The organism is Psychrobacter sp. (genome assembly GCF_030454045.1).
GTDB lineage: Bacteria > Pseudomonadota > Gammaproteobacteria > Pseudomonadales > Moraxellaceae > Psychrobacter.
Genome location: NZ_JAKDJE010000034.1, coordinates 1 through 17847, shown reverse-complemented (window position 1 = coordinate 17847; position 17847 = coordinate 1). Strand labels below are relative to the sequence as shown.

Sequence of the window (17847 nt, the reverse complement as noted above, 5' to 3'; positions counted from 1 at the left end):
GACAGTAATACATCCACACCCAAAACTAAAATCCTATGTTTGCCTGTTTTATGCTCCCTTATTCATTGTAGGAATTATTTTTGAAAGCCACTGTTTATACTACTATTGCGTTGATCGCATTTGCCGCAAACTCCCTGTTTTGCCGGATGGCACTAGCAGGACGATTCACGCCTATAGACTACAGCGTCAACTACTCGCCTCTGACAAGCCTTCTGTTGATGCTATCTTAAATGACAAAGGCAGTTGGCTCAGTAGCATCAGCTTGGTGATTTACGCGCTGTGTTTTTCGATTGCCTATGTGGCGCTTGATACAGGCACTGGCGCTCTGATCTTATTTTCGGCGGTTCAGCTCACGATGATCAGTTGGGGTATCTACAAAAAAGAACAGCTCAGTGCACTACAATGGTTGGCATTTATCGTCGCAGTAGCAGGATTCGTGTATTTGATGTTGCCATCAGCGGCCGTTCCATCACCCAACGCTGCAGCATTGATGACACTGAGCGGCGCGGCTTGGGGAGTATACAGCATACGCGGTAAATCATGCACCTCACCGCTACGGGCGACAGGATTTAACTTTTTGCGAAGTTTGGTAGCCGTTCCGATATTGTTACTGGTGGGCCTAATGTATCTGGATAAAATAGGATTAAAAAACATCAGCTTAGAAAGCATTACCAGCGAAGGGATACTGCTTGCCTGTGCGTCAGGCGCGATCGCATCAGGGCTGGGTTACAGTATTTGGTATACGGCGATGCCATTGTTAAAAACCACACAAGCGGCGATCGTTCAGCTGTGCGTGCCTGTCATTGCGGCTGTGCTCGGTGTGATCTTTTTGTCTGAGTCGCTAACGCTGCCTTTTGTGATAGCAAGTGTAGTCATTTTGGGAGCGGTATTGGTATTTACTTTAGATAAAAAACCATCCGCTTAAAACACTGTTATATTGATGACTCCATAAAGAGTCGGCTACTGAGAAAAAAGATAAGAGACAAGCAACTATTCTATTTGTCTAAATAACATAAACCGCCCTGATTTTATAAATCAGGGCGGTTTTGAATATCAGCTCTCATGATATACATGAGCCTTTTGGTTTAGTGACTTATTGGCCGTTCGTCACAACCACCCTAAAAAGCCTCTAAACCACTGTCACTTCTAAGCGAGTATCTACATTACCGCGAGTGGCATTAGAATATGGACATACCTGATGTGCAGCTTCAATCAGTTTTTGTGCCTCTGCTTCATTGATGCCCGATACTTCTACATGTAACTCGACATCCAAGTTGTAGCTACCATCGGCTTTCATACCAATTCCTACTTGTGCAGAGGTTTTTGAAGCCGTCACGGGGAGTTTCATTTGCTGTGCAGTCAGGCCCAGAGCACTATCAAAACAAGCGGCATAGCCCATCGCAAACAATTGCTCTGGATTAACACCTTCTGTGTCTTTTTCTTGAAAAGATACCAAATCAAAACCTAATGAACCATCGTCTAGTCCAGTATGACCAGAACGTCCACCAGTTGCTGTTGCACGAGTTTTATAGAATATTTTCATAATTTATGCTGCCTTATTGATGTTATTAGAGGTTGTGCTTACGCTGTTGCGATGAGACTATTATAAAATCCTCTACCTAGATGCGTTAGAACAGTTCTCCATAATACTTGCCTAATCCTACAAAAATTTATACTATTAGGTGATATAACATCGTAAGCCATCATAATGAATCAGAACACGATTGACCTACTCCTCACCCTACTACCTAGAAATAAAACCATTGAATCTGCCGTTGCTGGTTTGTTTTTTTACTGTGCCGATCAACCAAACAAAGCGGTCAGCTATATCCAAGAACCAAGTATTTGTATCGTATTACAAGGCGAGCGAGAGATTTACTTGGGCGCAGAGTGTCAAAGATTTAGTAACAGTCACTTGATGTTCTGTCCCGTCAATATTCCGCTGAGTATGCATATCAAGCATGCTTCAATACAAAACCCTGTCATCGTTTTATCCATGAAACTAAATCTCTCTATGATTAGAGAAGTCTTAGCACAGATACCGACCCACCACTCTATAACAAGCGGTCACTTAGGTATAAAATGGCAATTAGACGATGCGATAATGGCAGCATTTAATCGTTTAATAGGCTTGCTTGATTATCCAAATGACATCGAATTTTTGGCATCCTTGATTCAGCAAGAAATATATTATCGCCTTCTGCTAGGTGAGCAAGGTCATAAGCTTAGACAATTGGTGGTTGAGGGTAGCCATACACACCGTATCGCTCAAGCCACAGACTGGATAAAGTCGCATTTAAACGAGCCTATTATGGTAGAGAATCTGGCCAGTCGGTGCGGTATGAGTGTCTCAGGGTTTCACCAGCATTTCAAAGGCATCACTCAGTTGAGCCCATTGCAGTATCAAAAAAGCTTGAGATTGATGGAGGCTAGGCGATTGATTAAGATACAAGGACAGACAGTGCAAATAGCACAAATCGCCATGCAAGTTGGTTACGAAAGCCCCAGTCAGTTTAGCCGAGAATACAAGCGACTGTTTGGGTTAAGCCCCAGCAATGAAATGAGGTGATCTGATCACGCTCCCAATATCTATCACTACCATGATGGAGACATCATGCAAGAATCACGACACTTTGAGGATTATTTACATGATAGACCGAAACCTACGGGAATCGATATTTTGTGTGGTCTAAAGCATTTTTCTGGTTTTTGGGTACAACTTTAGATTCTTGGACATTGGCAGTACCTAGATATTTATGGAATCTGCCATGGCATAGCGCTAGCATGACGTTTGATTGTCACTTTGATGACCAAACAGGGAAGTATAAAAAATACTCGGTCACTGCTGATTCAGAATGAGCTGCAGCTTCGGTATCTCTTGAGCAAAAAACAGAGGACACTTTTTCATTTGCAGGTTTTCCGAATGCTGAGTCTATGCTCATTTATCTCACCCATCCATTGGCAGGATTCTATTATCGCCGTGATGGCAAGCTTAGTACTTATCGCGTTTGGCACAAAAGACTGGATGTCAGGCCCGCTTCCCTCATCTCTGCCGACTTCAAGCTTTTATCGAGGTTAGGTATTGTCACCGCTTCAGAACAAAACCATCCCTATAGCGTACCGAACCGTTGAATGAATTTACCATTTATTTGCCCCCACAAATTATCGATTGATGCATGGTTGCTCGGCGTACTTACTGTAACAGCTCAGATGATATGTTCTTTGGTTGGGTTTTTTCTTTATGATGTTGCCCCCTATCAGAGAGCATTCATATGATATCAGTGATTTTTTAGAGGTATAAACCACTTCTGACAAATAAAGCATGGTTTTAAAGCGAAAAGTAGTTGACTCTTCTTTATATTCGTATTATAACATATATTATATTCTAATTTTAGAATATGTATCTGCATTTGTTTTGCAGATTTATAATCAAGCTTGGGGAGGTATTATTATGATTCGTTTAAGCTATACTCTCAAATGCTGGGCGCTAGCCATTACTTATTTTTTAGTATTCTATTTTATGGTTGTTATGAGTGACCCAGACTTTAGCAAATATCTTTATATATTGACCTTGAGCACTCTACTCTTTCCCATTGCCAAGCGTGCCGTGGATATGATGACAGATTTTTTTACCCCAGATCTCGAGCTCTTTAATGGTTTACTGCCTGCAATCTTGATTAATGTGTTGATTTGGATACTGACACCATTTATTGTGGCACTGACTGTCATTGCGTTTATGCTTTATAGTATGGGCGTGCTCACAGAAAAGATCAGTCATTAAATATTAAAAACAAGAAAATTAAGCGCAGATTGCACGGACAGTAATTTGCTTTTGATATTTGCCTAGAGGACCGTATTGACCCTCTGGACTGATATTGCCAGCAATACAAGTTTCAAATAATTTATAATAACTTTGTTGATTTACGCCCTTTGACTCTCTTATTAATAGGTTGTTTGGATCTGATACATAGTAAGTGCTACCCTGAGACTCTAACTCATAAATTTCGAAGCTTCTTTTAAACTTACCGCGTAACCTCACTTCTTTTTCTACATTTGTTATTGTCGTTCCTGTCAAGTCATGACTGGTGTTAGCCCTTTTATCATCACAGCCTGTACTTATTAATATGGTTGAGGCAAGTCCCAATATCATACATCCAACTTTCATCATTATTTTTGCCCTTGTAAAAAACACGCGTCCAATTCATGCTATCGAATGTGCTACAAAAAATAATAGCCCATATTTTAATCAAATATTATCGACTAAAATATAAGGCGATTCAATTGAATTTTTGTACGTTGGTGGTTGCTGAGAGCAAGATTATGAACGAGTCGCTAGCTTACCTTGTCCCACATTTTACTAAGACGCTTGGGCGAGACGGCCATGCGCGTCTTCATCGGTTGGGCAAACAGCTGGATGCGATACTCCTCCACCATCCAGCGATACTCACTAATGGCTTCTTTATCCGCACGCCCTGCTAACCGCTCCATATGTAAGTCAAGCGCGTAGACACCATCAAGATCAGCATCTAAATTATGCTCAAGGCGCTCAAGGCGAATCTCTAACGCCTCAAGATAACGTGGATACTGTTGCCAATGGCTGTAATCCATGCGATAAACAAAATCAGCCAAATGCAAATCTTCTAACTGATCTTCGATATCGTCGATCGATTCTCCAAATATCTCACGATCTAGCATCAGAAGGCCTTGGCGAATACGCTGCCAACGCGTGTAGACATTTTTTAGGGTTTTAATCACGCTTTGACCGGTCAATAAGAAATGACTCAGCACAACTTCAAGCGTCTGCGCATATTCTTCAGGGGTAAATGGTAACTCCTCACTCAGACCAACTGCGATGTCATCAGCGCTCTCAGGCAGGCTCTCGGTATGATCAAATAACACATAATGCTCTTCAAGCGTCGCATCCAATGTAGCATCAATGACGATTGTTTTTAGTTTTTCCATATCACCCAGCGGGGCAAATGCCAGTTTAAATATTTTATCCACTTGACTGGTGAGCTGTTTTTTCTTTGCGCCAAGCTTCCCTTTGATCAAGGTCAATACGCCGATTCGATGTGCTTGTAGTGCGGCATTGACATCGGTGTACTGATGGATCGATACCGCATCGCCTGCTTCATCAGCCACGAGCGCCGCAAACTGTTTCATGACCACGCCTGCGCTATGATGGTTTTTGCTAAAGGCAAAATGCTCAGGGAACTCAGTATGTGCGCCTTTTTGCTCATTCACCGCTTGGCTAGTCTCGGAGGCATGACGAATCTGTAGCGTTTGTAGATCACGGCCTTTTTCAATGATGCGGTTTTTGTCATCGACCACACAAATTTGTGGCTGCAAATAACGGTCAATCGTAGAAGGGCTAAAGCTCTCCGGCGTCACCGACATAATACCGCGGCGATTGAGCGCTTGGCACAGCTGTTTTAACAGCCCTTGTCCGCCTTGCTGCTGCAACTCATCAAACAAATTATCTGCGGTATCAGGTATAGGGACGATCTGACGACGGATATCTTTTGGCAATGATTTGAGCAACTGCAATACCAGCTCATAGCGCCAACCAGGCACACCCCATAGTAGCTCAATGGCGTCGAGCTGTGGTAATGCAGCAAGCGGTACGCGTATGGTCACGCCATCATCATCACTTGCTGGATCAAAGACGTAACGCAGTGGCAGCTTTAGATCACCCAGCTTCCATACTTCTGGGAAATCGCCCGTGGTCGGTGCTTGACTAGTAAGTACGTCTTCATCGGTAAAAAACAGATACTTAGCATCGTTTTTTTCTACCTCTGCCCGCCAGTCTTCAAACGTTTTGCGACTGGCGACGTGCTCGGGAATCTTTTTATCATAGAACTGATATAGCGTCTCTTCATCAACCAATAGATCCCGACGACGTAGCTTGTCTTCGATGCGCTCAACATGGGCAATCTTGTCCATATTGTGCTGCAAAAATGGCGCATTGCGACCGAAATTACCAGTCACTAACCCATCACGAATGAATATCTCTCGTGACTCGACCAAGTTTACTTGCTCGTAATTGGTAAGCTGCTTACTGATAATAATCAAGCCAAATAAACTAATCTGCGCGTACGCTTTGACTCGTCCTGTCTTTTTGGACCAATGCGGCTCAAAGTAATGATATTTGAGCAAGTTTCCTGCCGCTGAAATAATCCACTCGGGTTCAATTTTGGCAACGGTACGCATAAACACTTGCGAGGTTTCAACCATCTCAAACGCCATCACCCAAGGCGGTATTTGTTTAAATACCGTACTCGCTGGGAATATTTTGGCTTTTTGCTGACGCGCCGCCAAATACTCACCGCGGCTTTCAGTCTTATGCGCAATGATGGACAATAATCCTGTTAATAACGCTCGGTGCAAATTGGCGTATTTGACCGCTTTTAACGCTTCGTCTTCGATTGCAGTCGGGTCATTCTTAGCGACATTTTTATCGGACGCTTGTGCATCACTGGTATCTATCAGCTTAAGATCTGTCACCATTTGTAGCAATTGACGATGCGTTTGATGCCATTCACGAACACGCGGGAAGCTTAAATAGTTCTTTTTCGCAAACTGCTTACGCTGATTACCAGACAGTTTATTGCTGTCTTCGTCTTTTTCAAACAGTGCTTTCCACAGGCTCAAATAAAACAAGAAATCAGAGTCATCTTGACGGAAGACCGCATGTTTTTGATCCGCTTGCGTACGCTTGTTGGCAGGGCGCTCACGTGGATCTTGTACCGCAAGCGCCGCCACCACGATAAGCATCTCACGTATACAATCAAAGTCAGAACCAGCCACCAGCATACGTGCCAGCCGTGGATCGATTGGCATACGTGCCATTTTCTGGCCTGTTGCGGTCAAGCGCAGGTGCTCAAGCCCTTTTTGCCGTTTTGATGGGTTTCGTTTATCTTGAGTACTGTCCTTTTTGGACGTAATGGCTCCTAGCTCATTAAGCAATTTATGACCATCTGTGACTAACCTACTATCAGGTGGCTCAATAAAATCAAAGTCATCGACACTGCCCAAGCGCAGGTTTGCCATCTGTAATATCACAGACGCCAAGTTGGTACGTAGAATCTCAGGCTCAGTAAATTCAGGACGACTGTTGAAGTCCTCCTCAGAATATAAGCGAATACAGACACCTGGAGCGACACGGCCACAACGACCTTTACGTTGGTTGGCAGCCGCTTGCGAAATCGCCTCAATCGGTAAGCGCTGTACACGTGAGCGATACGAGTAACGCGAAATCCGCGCAAATCCTAAGTCAATCACATAGCGAATACCCGGCACCGTCAATGCTGTCTCTGCAACGTTGGTCGCAATGACAATACGTCGACCTCGACCTGATGGCTGAAAGATACGCTGTTGCTCTTCATACGTTTGCCGTGCAAACAGCGGTAGCACCTCGGTATGACGTGGGCCATGACGCTCAAGCACTTCTTGCATTTCACGAATTTCCGCCTCGGTCGCGGCAAATATCAAGATATCAGCCTGATCAGCATGACCTTTATTTTGCGCGTCACTAAAGCACTCCTCGACAGCAGCAACGACAGCACGCGGTAGATTTTCTTCAAAATCATCGTAGCTGTCATCTTCTGAGCTGTTTACTGGCTCATCCGTCAGCGGACGATAACGAACTTCCACTGGAAAACTACGCCCTTCAACATTAAAGATAGGTGCAGGCACTTGCCGTTTTAGCTTGGCATCATAACGGCTAAAGTACTCACTAAAGCGCGTGGTATCAAGGGTCGCTGAAGTGATAATGACTTTTAAATCTGGACGCTTGGGCAGCATTTTTTTGAGATAACCCATGATAAAGTCAATGTTCAAACTACGCTCATGCGCCTCATCGATAATAATCGTATCGTATTTACTCAAAAAACGATCGTGACCCAGCTCAGCCAGCAAAATACCATCGGTCATCAGCTTGACTACAGATTGCGCGGAGCCTTGCTCATTAAAGCGAATCTTAAAACTAACCGTATTACCCAAAGGCTCACCCAGCTCTTCGGCAATACGGTTTGCAACGCTACGCGCCGCCAATCGCCTTGGTTGCGTATGCCCTATCTGTCCGGTAATACCGCGTCCTGCCAGCATGGCAAGCTTAGGTAGCTGCGTTGTTTTACCAGAACCTGTCTCACCCGCCACAATAATGACCTGATTATCAATGATCGCTTGCACCAAGTCTTCTGCACGTTGACTTACTGGTAGATCAAGATTCAATTTAGCAGGTAAGTCATTCGGAATACTATCAATACGTGCCTGTACCGCCCCTTGAGAGCGCGTCTTTATCTTATCGTACTGGGCACGCTTCTTGGCAAGGATATCATCTTGGTTGTTTTTTTGCTCAGAGTGACGACCAGACTTCTTATTGTTAGACACCGCAGCGCGAGCCAGCTCTCGTTTGAGACGGTTTAAATAGTAATTGTCTTTTGCAAGTACTGGTAAATCAGTCAATGGTGTTTTTGATTCATTGGTATTATGAGCGTCATCTATAGTAGAGATGGTGGAATCATTATTTTTGAAAGTATCAGACATATTTGCTTAGGCTATTTATTATATAGAGGTGGTTAGATTATGGAGGCAAATGCAGGGCGATTCAAGGTAGTTATGATGCTTGTATGATGCTTAGTTGCAAAGCTCAAGTTTTTTCTATGGCTATGAGGACGATAACGCCTCTATCTAATAATCAGTATTAAATCAAGACACACTTAGACCATAAATATTAAATTTCACATTATTAAAGGCATAGAAATGGTCTAAATGAGAAAACTAATGACTAACAGTATAAATAACCTGTTGGTGAGCCGCAGCTCCCACAAAAAAGGTATATATTTTCTGCAGTGCCAGCCTAGGAAAAGGAAGATGTAGTGACAGTATCAATTTTTCAAACCCTAACATCTCATTAGCTAACTCTTTCGCTACGTCAGGACGAATCTGCGGATTTTCATAAAGATTGTCTATTAACCACGTTAATCGTGGAAATTTTGCGTTATCGTGAATCTGATAAAGGATGGGCAGCATATCGTCAGAGATTTGGCAGCGAATTTTGCGAATTAGACCGCTTTTGTAATACATATTTAAAGCCATATTATGATAACTTCTTTAGGTTCTTGATACTTAAGTATCCCACATACTCTTTATCTTCTCCAATCTCAATATTGTTCTCCCCTATCTCAGCGATAGGCTCAATCAACAGCTGTACATTTGAGAGCAGATCATTCACGTTATAGATATCGTCTATATCTACTTCAAACTTATCATCAATATGAGAGGCGGCATCGAACGGCGATGCATCATCTTTAAAAGTAAACTGTTTATAAAACTCGCTTTGCTTGGCTTGCTTAATGGCTTGTGCCTTACTGGTGGCGACAGTAAGCAATTTATAATGAAACTCTTCAAAACTGCCCTGCTGATAGCCGCCCAAATTGATAAAAAATAGCTTTAAATCAGCACCTTTTGTGATTTGCTTAGCTGTTTCAACCAATTTGATCGTGTAACCATCAACCTTAGTAATCGCTCGATACGAATCAATGTGCCATTTATTTTTGACCTCTGGCCAATGCTGGTTGATATCTCCTACTAGCTCACTAACGTGATTGGCCACACCAAAAAAGATATCATGCTGCTCAATCAGACGACCTTTGGGGCGAGCGCCAAGTTGAACCATATATAGAGTGAGCATATAACGCCGTCCTTATCAGTTTTTCATTGTAGCTAGTTTGATTTGAGCCTGATATCGATCCCGTCTTATTGCAATACTCGTCCAGTATTCAGTGCAAATGCCCAATCTTTACGTCCATTTTTGAGTGCCAGTTCTGCTGCTGCTTTATGATTGTAAGCCACTTTAATATGCTCAGTTTGCCAGCGTTTACCTCGCGGTGTCTCTATAAAGGTTATCAGCGCGTAGCTGGCATGAGGCGAATACGTTTGCATCTTATGAATAATGGGCAAATCATCTTCGTAAGCTGGGTAACCCACACTGCCACTATTAATAACCATTTGCCCTGACGATAGTGTGACTGTACGCGCAATATGCGTATGTCCACAGATAATGACAGGGCTAGCGATACCATTTAATAATGACAAGATATTTGAGTCGCTACGTACTGTCGGTGCACCTGTTGCAATATCCTCAAGCAAATATACCATGTCATCGGTTGGCGTCCCATGACAAAGATAAACATCCTCATTTAAATGACAATCAAACGGTAAAGCGCGCATCCATTCAATCGCGTCTTTAGGTAAATCTTTGACAATAAAATCCATTGTTGGATTGTTAGCAATTTCTGCTTCCGTCGCTTCATAAATCTGCCTATCTTGATTGCCTCGGATGGTAATAATATCATCTCGATAGGTCATTAGTAATTCATAGGTCGCCCTAGGCGCTATCGGTCCATATAAAATATCACCCAAATTGACGATTTGATCAACACCGCGCTTTTTGATATCGGCAAGCACAGCGTCAAGCGCAAAGACATTGCTATGGATATCTGAAATAGCAGCAATGGTAAAAGGAGTCTTACGGTCAGAGGGTATCATACGGTCTATTCTCCCCATAAATGTCGATATGATAAATCAATAGAGTACACAAAATAAAAACCTGATGCCTCATTAATATTGAGACATCAGGTTTTATTTATCACGGTAATGCTAATGGTTCGTTAGACTTATAGTAGGAAAAAATACGCCCAACAGCCAACGATAACAGTAGAGATAATATTGAGGATGACACCTGTACGTACCATCTCTGTTTGTTTGATCAAACCTGTACCAAATACGATAGCGTTTGGCGGCGTGGCAACTGGTAGCATAAAGGCACAGGACGCACCGATACCAATAATAAGTACTAAGACTTCGCTCGGTATACCCATGTGCTCGGCAATTGCCACAAATACAGGGACTAAGAGCGCGGCTGATGCTGTGTTGGATGCAAACTCTGTCAAGAAAATAATGAAGGCTGAGATTGCAAGCATCACAACCAATAGCGGTGCAGTTTGTAAGCCATTAGCAACCGTCTCACCCAGTACTAATGACGCACCTGAAGCTTTTAGGATATTCGATAGCGCAATACCGCCACCAAACAGCATCAATACACCCCAATCTGTGTTGTCTGACACTTGTTTCCAAGACACCAGCCCCAGACTCACGACCGCCACTGCTGCCAGCAATGCAATAACAGCATCAGTATCTTCAATACCAACTGCAGCACCAATTTGCTTAGAGAGTATCCAGCTCACCGCTGTCACAATAAAGACAATAATCGTCAGCACGCGCGGCTTGGTCCAATGAATAGTTTCATCTTGCTGTAGGGTCATCGTGCGGTTTAGATTGGGCTTTAGAAATAGATACATCGCGCCCAACAATACTGGCAATAGTATCAGCATCATTGGAATACCAAATTTCATCCAATCAACAAACGCAATATCCAAGGCTTTTGCCGCAATCGCATTTGGTGGCGAGCCAACAATCGTACCCAAACCACCCAAACTTGCTGAATAAGCAATACCGAGCAGTACAAACACAAACGTACCGCGATCTTCTTTACTGTCCACTTGCGTCAAGATACCAAGTGCGAGCGGTAGCATCATTGCGGTGGTCGCCGTATTTGAGATCCACATCGACAAAAATGCCGTCACTCCAAAAATCAACGAGACCGCGGTACTTAGCTTACCCCCTGATAAGGACAAGATTTTTAGCGCAATCTTTCTATCCAATTTTTGTACATGTAACGCGGCCGCCAAGGCAAAACCGCCAAAGAAGAGATAAATAATGGGACTGGCAAAGCTTTGCAGACCTACTTCAGCATTAAAATCAGGAATACCAACCAAAGTCCCAACCACAACCACCAAGATCGCAGTGATTGTGACGTGTATCGCCTCAGTGAGCCATAGCACGCCAATAAAGAATAACAACGTTAGCCCTTTATTGGCACTGACTTCAAATGGTAAAACATTATAAATAATAAAACTAATGATTGCGGCAATAGCAACCACTATCAACCCCTTGCCTGTCCCTTTTGGAAAAGTATCGGTAAATAGATACTCATTGCCATCATCAGGCAGGTGGCTATCCAGCTTTTTCTCTGACATAAATTATCCTTATCGCATCCAGAGTGAGTATGAAGTCAAAAATCATTGCAACACACACTTGTTATAAGGCATCATGATATTCATATAATGAATATTACGCGCGAAAATATCATATCAGAATAACTTATATATGAATACATATTGATTAATATTTTATTTTTGAGATATCTATTTGATTTATTAACGATAATGATTTACAAACTTTGTTTGAGCTTTTACCCTAGCGACTCATTGCTGCTTACCATGATCCTGATTGATAAATTACATAAAGCTTCCAAAATTTTATTAATTAGAACTGTACAAGTGAAAATGGTTATCACATAATCATAGAGTTAGGTAGACAATGATCAATAAAAACGAGGCATGATATTATGACAGACTCAAATAAAACTGACGCAACCACAAAGATGGCCCCAAAAGACATCAATCAAGACGGTCTAGCCAAAGAAGATCAACAGCGTACAGATGATTCTGCACTAGACATGATGCAAGGTATGCATGAGTATGAAGATCATCAAGAAGAAGCAAGATAAAAGACTGTATTGATAGCAGACTGGTTTTTTAGAGCTGGTGCTTTAGCAACAATACAATAAATAAAAAGCGCTGATCGTAATGATGAGCGCTTTTATAGTTTTGGTTGTCGCTTTTCTGGTAAGGTACTTGAGACATAGTTGTATATAAATGCTGCGGACAGAACGATTGTGATCGGCAGGAACAATGCGTCATAACCAATCTTAGCAAATAGGAATGCACCTACGGCACTACCGCCGCAAAAGCAATACCAGATAATAGATTGAAATCCCAAGGTCGGCTTACTGATTGAGCGACCCGCCAGCCAATTCCCAATGGCTGCACCGATATCAGAAGTCAGTCCAGTCAGATGCGTCGTGCGAATGACTGAACCGCTATACGTGGCTACCATCGCGTTTTGTAAACCGCAAGCCATCGCTGCTGCCAACTGTCCGAGATAATCATGCTGCTGATATAACCAGTAGCCTGCTATTAGTAATGCTGCTTCAAAATATAGCGCACGCCCGTAACGACGGCCTAGTGTTAAGGATGTCTGCCCAATGACAAAACCACTCAATATCGCTCCTGCCAAAAAAGACAGCAAAAGCGCTCCGATATACAAAATACTGTGGGCGTCTGAATAAGCGATAGCTGCAGCAAATAAGCTGACATTACCAGTGACATGAGAAACCGATAGATTGGCAAAACCCATCAATGCGGTTGTATTCACGCAGCCAGCGCTAAACGCCAATACCGCCCCGCCCCACAGTATCCATTTGGGTAATTTGGTTATCATAGTCGTCCCCTAGAGGCACGCTGTAAAAAATCCATAGTATAACTAAAAAAGGCAACCAATCGGCTGCCTTTTCAATAATTGCACCGCTCACTCATCATGACCTTTGCAACAAAAACCTCTACATGATTATTGAGCTGGCTCATCCAGCATCATCAATTGCTCACTGATAGCCACGGTATTGAAGCCAGCATCAACAAACATGATCTCACCTGTGATACCAGATGCCCAAGGCGATAATAGAAATAGTGCTGCATTACCTACTTCCATCTGATTGACATTGCGTTGTAGTGGTGCGATTTTTTCGCTGATATCGAGCATTTTGCGGAATGACTTAATGCCACTAGCCGCGAGCGTGCGAATTGGGCCAGCTGAGATCGCATTGACACGGATACCTTCGCCGCCCATAGAAGTCGCTAAATAGCGCACGCTGGCTTCAAGACTGGCTTTTGCCATACCCATGACATTGTAGTTTGGCAATACTGAGATACTGCCTTCATAAGTCAAGGTCAGCATAGAACCATGACGCATTGCAAGCAACTCACGAGCTGCTTTTGCCAATGCCACAAAGCTGTAGCTAGAGATATCATGTGCTATGTGGCTGCCTTCACGCGTGGTAGCATTGACAAAGTCACCATCGAGCTGATCCATTGGCGCAAAACCAATAGCGTGTACCACACCGTTGATACCATCGCCCCAATGCGCGGTTACTTGCTCAAAGCATGCAGCAATCGACTCATCAGAGGCGACATCACACTCTAGCACCAAATCCGCTTCGAACTGTTCGGCAGCCATGTCCACACGCTTTTTGATTTTATCATTCGGATACGTCAAGATCAGTGAAGCACCTTCGCGATGTAGCGCTTCTGCAATGGCCCAAGCGATAGAGAGTTTACTTGCGATGCCAGTGACGACAAATCGTTGTCCTTGTAGTAGCATAATATTTCCTTTTGAATCAATTGAGATGTTTAGAATATAGAGTTATTTAGAATCTTTAGAAGGTTAAGCGTTATAAAATAAGGCAAATAAAAAGATGACTCATTATACACGAATTCATTTAAGTAAACAGTCGTAAACTGTACTTGTCGACTCTCATTAACGTTGTATTAACCTCTCATTTAGTAAACCAATCAGATATCTGCCACCCATAACGGTCTTTATATAAACGTTCTAAACGGTATACACCGTTATAGTTATGGCCCTATTGATTTGTCTGACGACTCTGAACGGATTAAACACTCAACTGCTTGCTACAGCAGTATGAAGTTCAGCAGATTTCAAGTATAATCACAGCCCTTCCCAGCTTGCACAATTTTTATAAGAATCCTGACACAATAGGATTCAGCGTTAAGCTACACCCACATTTTGGATGGCTGCCAAACTTATGAGTAACACCCCAATAATAACCCCAGATTATAAAGAAAGTACTGAATCCTATCGCCAACTGATTGGTTCGACTGGCGAAGACTTGAATCGTCCTGGCTTATTAGACACACCTGTACGTGCTGCAAAGGCTTTTGCTCACTTGACCAAAGGCTATCATCAAAGCATAGATGAAGTGGTTAATGATGCGGTTTTTCCATCGACCAATCGTGAGCTGGTACTGGTGCAAAACATTGAGTTTTATTCATTGTGTGAACATCATATGCTACCGTTCCATGGTGTCGCGCATATCGGCTATCTGCCTGACGGCCAAGTACTGGGACTGTCGAAGTTTGCCCGTATTGTCGATATGTTTGCTCGTCGTCTACAAATACAAGAAAACCTGAGTGAACAGATTGCACAAACCATCATGGATGTCACTGGCTGTCGCGGTGTGGCGGTGGTCATGGATGCCTCACACATGTGTATGATGATGCGCGGCGTCAGCAAACAGCATTCGACTACGCGTAGTACTGCGATGCTTGGTGAATACAGTCACAATATCCAAGCTCGTAACGAGTTTTTGGGCGCGGTACCTAAACGTCAGCCTGCTTTCTAAATACTGTGAACGATTTTATCTATTACAAATAGCAAAAAGGACGCATTTAGCGTCCTTTTTGCTATTGTGTTGACTATAGAGCTGGATTACATTGGCGTTAGCCAATAGGTGTAACCTCGTCCATCCATTGACCGTAACCAGCGGCTTCCATTTGTGCGAGCGGAATAAAGCGTAGTGCTGCTGAGTTCATACAATAGCGCTTGCTGGCGGTGCTGGACCATCATCAAATACATGGCCCACATGTGAGTCTGCGTAGCGGCTACGAATCTCGGTACGCATCCCAAAGATACCCGGATCTGCTTTTTCTACCACCATATTTGTGTTTAAAGGACGCCTAAAGCTCGGCCAACCCGTGCCAGACTTGTATTTATCACGAGAAGAAAATAGCGGCTCATCAGATACCACATCTACATACAATCCAGGCGCTTTATTATCCCAATACTCGTTATTAAAGGCGCGCTCGGTACCGTCCTTTTGAGTGACTTTATACTGAATATCAGTGAGCGATTTTTTTAGCTCATCCTGCGTTGGTTTGATAAAGGTATCTGGGTTGAATCCTGCAGTTGCTTTACTGTTTGGCGCTTGACTGGAGGTAACTGGCTGTGCACTATCTACAATTGGCTTGAGCTGACTAAAATCAAGCTCATAGTCTTTGCCGTATACGCTTTCGATAAACTGATAGCGTCCTGAATTGAACGTATAAGCCTTATAACGTATCGGATTCTTCTTATAATAATCTTGATGATACGCTTCGGCAGGATATAGTGAATTCAGTATAAAAACGATACAGTGGGACTGGGATAAATTTTTCGCAGCCTCTGTCTGCGTAGACACAGCACACAAGGAAAATTTAGACCAGTTCCACCTTGATATATAATGTATCTATTTATTTAGGATTGACTATAAAACTTGCCAGCAGGAACAATTTCTATTACGACTGGTTTCTCGTGTACGCCAGAGTCTTGTAATGATTGTTACGATAACTAGGTTAATCATTGTAGACGGTAATTGTTTGATTATGACATTTTCTGGTGGTCTATATCTGCACTTGCATCACTTGCTTGCTTAATTTTCAACAAAATCTTTTTGATTTCAGAGGAAGAGAGGTATGTTGGCACGGCATACGTATCACTGACTTCTTTTGCAGCCGCTTTTGCAATGTCATCAAAATCATTGGTCTGCATGCCATCTACAGCCACGTCAATATTCAAAGTAGCAATCAGCGCTCGTACTTGCTCGATAAGATGATCTGCGATCTCCCTATCGCCATTACCTGCTTGGCCATCTGCTACCATACCTGTTCTTTTTGCCAGTGCAGCCAGTCTTTGCTTGCTTGCTTTACGATTGACATCAAGCACATAAGGCAACACGATCGCATTGGCACGGCCATGAGGGATATGATAGTGGGCTCCTAATTGGTGAGCAATGGCATGGACATATCCCAGACCTGCTTTGTTAAACGCGATACCGCCGTAGTGAGCAGCCACTCCCATCTCTTCTCTTGCTTTTAGATTGCCGCCATCTTTATAAGCCAGTGGTAGATAATGCATGACAGATTTGACAGCAGAGGCGGCATAGTAATCCGTCTCGACACTTGCATTGACACTCATCCATGCTTCTAATGCATGGGTCAATACATCGATGCCCGTATCTGCGGTGATGTAGGCTGGCATGCCTTTCATAATAAGTGGATCAATCGCGGCGGCGAGCGGCACCATTCTTGGATCGATAGACAACGCCTTTTGATGCGTTTGGTCATCAGATATCACCGCACCAAGGGTTGCCTCAGAGCCAGTACCCGCTGTCGTCGGTACGCAGTACAACGGAGCTGCAGGTTTTCTTGCTTTAAGAATACCGATCAGCTGCTTGGGCTTGCATTTGTTGCCTTGAGACAAGGCAATCATTTTGGCAGCATCAATCACAGAGCCGCCACCAATGGCAACAATCGCATCACAATGGGCATCAATAGATTGGCGCAGTCCTTCTTCCACAACGGTAAAGGTAGGATCTGGCGTGATGCCATCATAGATGTGGTAGTTGATATTTTTTGTGTCTAGATAATCAGTGACTTTTGCAGGGATACCGAGTTTGTTTAGTACGGCATCAGTGACGATAAACACATTGGTGTTGCCTTCATTGATCAGCATGTCGCATAGCTCATCGCAAGCGGACTCGCCCACAAATAACATCGGTCTTCTGATTGGTATGACATAAGAGATGGCTTTGAGCACTTTGGCACGTGTTTTGGCGACTGCCAAATAACCAGCATGCTGCAGTCCATTGGGGTTGACTAATTTGGTGAGGCTGTTTTGTTTTTTCACGGGCACAAAAATCCTTTTTAATAATGATGTTAACTGCGATAACAATCGTTTTAGTGAGCTGATATCAGAATAAATAAGTATATATAAAACCCCACTCTCAACTTCGAAAGTGATTGAAAAAAGAAGAGCACCTCACTAATC

Annotated in this window: 17 protein-coding genes; 6 read left to right on the top strand and 11 right to left on the bottom strand. The window is 43.2% G+C overall.

Annotated features, from left to right (window positions below; translation table 11 throughout):
* The first annotated feature begins 139 nt into the window (after positions 1 to 139).
* On the top strand, positions 140 to 925 hold the full coding sequence (locus tag L0G63_RS07905; RefSeq protein ID WP_301450152.1) for a DMT family transporter: 786 nt from the start codon (positions 140 to 142) through the stop codon (positions 923 to 925).
* A gap of 204 nt (positions 926 to 1129) precedes the next feature.
* Here L0G63_RS07905 and L0G63_RS07900 read toward each other — a convergent pair whose 3' ends face one another.
* On the bottom strand, positions 1130 to 1543 hold the full coding sequence (locus L0G63_RS07900; RefSeq protein WP_301450151.1) for an organic hydroperoxide resistance protein: 414 nt from the start codon (positions 1541 to 1543) through the stop codon (positions 1130 to 1132).
* Between the two features lie 165 nt (positions 1544 to 1708).
* Between L0G63_RS07900 and L0G63_RS07895 the strand changes: the two genes are divergently transcribed.
* From L0G63_RS07895 to L0G63_RS07885, 3 genes are all read left to right on the top strand, one after another.
* Positions 1709 to 2569, top strand: coding sequence for an AraC family transcriptional regulator (locus tag L0G63_RS07895; protein WP_301450150.1), 861 nt, complete (start codon positions 1709 to 1711; stop codon positions 2567 to 2569).
* A 365-nt stretch (positions 2570 to 2934) separates the two neighbouring features.
* Positions 2935 to 3132 carry a hypothetical protein gene (locus L0G63_RS13695; RefSeq protein ID WP_367618357.1) on the top strand — a complete coding sequence of 66 codons (198 nt, stop codon included), beginning with the start codon at positions 2935 to 2937 and terminating at the stop codon, positions 3130 to 3132.
* A 397-nt stretch (positions 3133 to 3529) separates the two neighbouring features.
* Positions 3530 to 3781, top strand: coding sequence for a hypothetical protein (locus L0G63_RS07885; RefSeq protein WP_301450149.1), 252 nt, complete (start codon positions 3530 to 3532; stop codon positions 3779 to 3781).
* A gap of 18 nt (positions 3782 to 3799) precedes the next feature.
* Here the strand turns inward: L0G63_RS07885 and L0G63_RS07880 are convergent, their stop codons facing one another.
* The 6 genes from L0G63_RS07880 to L0G63_RS07855 all read right to left on the bottom strand — a co-directional run bounded on the left by L0G63_RS07880 (position 3800) and on the right by L0G63_RS07855 (position 12101).
* A complete protein-coding gene (locus tag L0G63_RS07880) occupies positions 3800 to 4168 on the bottom strand; it encodes a hypothetical protein (protein ID WP_301450148.1) in 369 nt (122 codons plus the stop codon).
* Positions 4169 to 4332: 164 nt separating this feature from the next.
* The gene (gene hrpA, locus L0G63_RS07875) at positions 4333 to 8547 is read right to left on the bottom strand and encodes an ATP-dependent RNA helicase HrpA (RefSeq protein WP_301450147.1); all 4215 of its coding nucleotides are present in this window, start codon (positions 8545 to 8547) and stop codon (positions 4333 to 4335) included.
* A 234-nt stretch (positions 8548 to 8781) separates the two neighbouring features.
* Positions 8782 to 9099, bottom strand: coding sequence for a hypothetical protein (locus tag L0G63_RS07870; RefSeq protein ID WP_301450146.1), 318 nt, complete (start codon positions 9097 to 9099; stop codon positions 8782 to 8784).
* A 1-nt stretch (position 9100) separates the two neighbouring features.
* Positions 9101 to 9694, bottom strand: coding sequence for a DUF1543 domain-containing protein (locus L0G63_RS07865; RefSeq protein WP_301450145.1), 594 nt, complete (start codon positions 9692 to 9694; stop codon positions 9101 to 9103).
* A 65-nt stretch (positions 9695 to 9759) separates the two neighbouring features.
* Positions 9760 to 10551, bottom strand: coding sequence for a metallophosphoesterase (locus tag L0G63_RS07860; RefSeq protein ID WP_301450144.1), 792 nt, complete (start codon positions 10549 to 10551; stop codon positions 9760 to 9762).
* A gap of 128 nt (positions 10552 to 10679) precedes the next feature.
* Positions 10680 to 12101: a DASS family sodium-coupled anion symporter gene (locus L0G63_RS07855; protein ID WP_301450143.1), complete on the bottom strand. Its 1422-nt coding sequence runs from the start codon at positions 12099 to 12101 to the stop codon at positions 10680 to 10682.
* A 371-nt stretch (positions 12102 to 12472) separates the two neighbouring features.
* Between L0G63_RS07855 and L0G63_RS07850 the strand changes: the two genes are divergently transcribed.
* On the top strand, positions 12473 to 12634 hold the full coding sequence (locus L0G63_RS07850; RefSeq protein WP_301450142.1) for a hypothetical protein: 162 nt from the start codon (positions 12473 to 12475) through the stop codon (positions 12632 to 12634).
* 92 nt (positions 12635 to 12726) lie between these two features.
* On the opposite strand, the gene L0G63_RS07845 is transcribed toward L0G63_RS07850, so the two are convergent.
* A complete protein-coding gene (locus tag L0G63_RS07845) occupies positions 12727 to 13407 on the bottom strand; it encodes a YoaK family protein (protein ID WP_301450141.1) in 681 nt (226 codons plus the stop codon).
* Positions 13408 to 13533: 126 nt separating this feature from the next.
* Positions 13534 to 14343, bottom strand: coding sequence for an enoyl-ACP reductase (locus tag L0G63_RS07840; protein WP_301450140.1), 810 nt, complete (start codon positions 14341 to 14343; stop codon positions 13534 to 13536).
* A gap of 445 nt (positions 14344 to 14788) precedes the next feature.
* On the opposite strand from L0G63_RS07840, the gene folE reads away from it, so the two are divergent.
* Positions 14789 to 15385: a GTP cyclohydrolase I FolE gene (gene folE / locus L0G63_RS07835; RefSeq protein ID WP_301450139.1), complete on the top strand. Its 597-nt coding sequence runs from the start codon at positions 14789 to 14791 to the stop codon at positions 15383 to 15385.
* 186 nt (positions 15386 to 15571) lie between these two features.
* Here the strand turns inward: folE and msrB are convergent, their stop codons facing one another.
* Positions 15572 to 16219, bottom strand: a complete 648-nt coding sequence (gene msrB, locus L0G63_RS07830) for a peptide-methionine (R)-S-oxide reductase MsrB (RefSeq protein WP_301450138.1) — start codon at positions 16217 to 16219, stop codon at positions 15572 to 15574.
* Positions 16220 to 16401: 182 nt separating this feature from the next.
* Positions 16402 to 17706, bottom strand: coding sequence for an iron-containing alcohol dehydrogenase (locus tag L0G63_RS07825; RefSeq protein ID WP_301450137.1), 1305 nt, complete (start codon positions 17704 to 17706; stop codon positions 16402 to 16404).
* Positions 17707 to 17847 lie beyond the last annotated feature (141 nt).

Bases quoted from the DNA above. Each gene is read 5' to 3' on its own strand.
- L0G63_RS07900 (WP_301450151.1), bottom strand. From the start codon at position 1,543: ATGAAAATATTCTATAAAACTCGTGCAACAGCAACTGGTGGACGTTCT.
- L0G63_RS07895 (WP_301450150.1), top strand. From the start codon at position 1,709: ATGAATCAGAACACGATTGACCTACTCCTCACCCTACTACCTAGAAAT.
- L0G63_RS13695 (WP_367618357.1), top strand. From the start codon at position 2,935: ATGCTCATTTATCTCACCCATCCATTGGCAGGATTCTATTATCGCCGT.
- L0G63_RS07885 (WP_301450149.1), top strand. From the start codon at position 3,530: ATGAGTGACCCAGACTTTAGCAAATATCTTTATATATTGACCTTGAGC.
- L0G63_RS07880 (WP_301450148.1), bottom strand. From the start codon at position 4,168: ATGATGAAAGTTGGATGTATGATATTGGGACTTGCCTCAACCATATTA.
- hrpA (WP_301450147.1), bottom strand. From the start codon at position 8,547: ATGTCTGATACTTTCAAAAATAATGATTCCACCATCTCTACTATAGAT.
- L0G63_RS07870 (WP_301450146.1), bottom strand. From the start codon at position 9,099: ATGGCTTTAAATATGTATTACAAAAGCGGTCTAATTCGCAAAATTCGC.
- L0G63_RS07865 (WP_301450145.1), bottom strand. From the start codon at position 9,694: ATGCTCACTCTATATATGGTTCAACTTGGCGCTCGCCCCAAAGGTCGT.
- L0G63_RS07860 (WP_301450144.1), bottom strand. From the start codon at position 10,551: ATGATACCCTCTGACCGTAAGACTCCTTTTACCATTGCTGCTATTTCA.
- L0G63_RS07855 (WP_301450143.1), bottom strand. From the start codon at position 12,101: ATGTCAGAGAAAAAGCTGGATAGCCACCTGCCTGATGATGGCAATGAG.
- L0G63_RS07850 (WP_301450142.1), top strand. From the start codon at position 12,473: ATGACAGACTCAAATAAAACTGACGCAACCACAAAGATGGCCCCAAAA.
- L0G63_RS07845 (WP_301450141.1), bottom strand. From the start codon at position 13,407: ATGATAACCAAATTACCCAAATGGATACTGTGGGGCGGGGCGGTATTG.
- L0G63_RS07840 (WP_301450140.1), bottom strand. From the start codon at position 14,343: ATGCTACTACAAGGACAACGATTTGTCGTCACTGGCATCGCAAGTAAA.
- folE (WP_301450139.1), top strand. From the start codon at position 14,789: ATGAGTAACACCCCAATAATAACCCCAGATTATAAAGAAAGTACTGAA.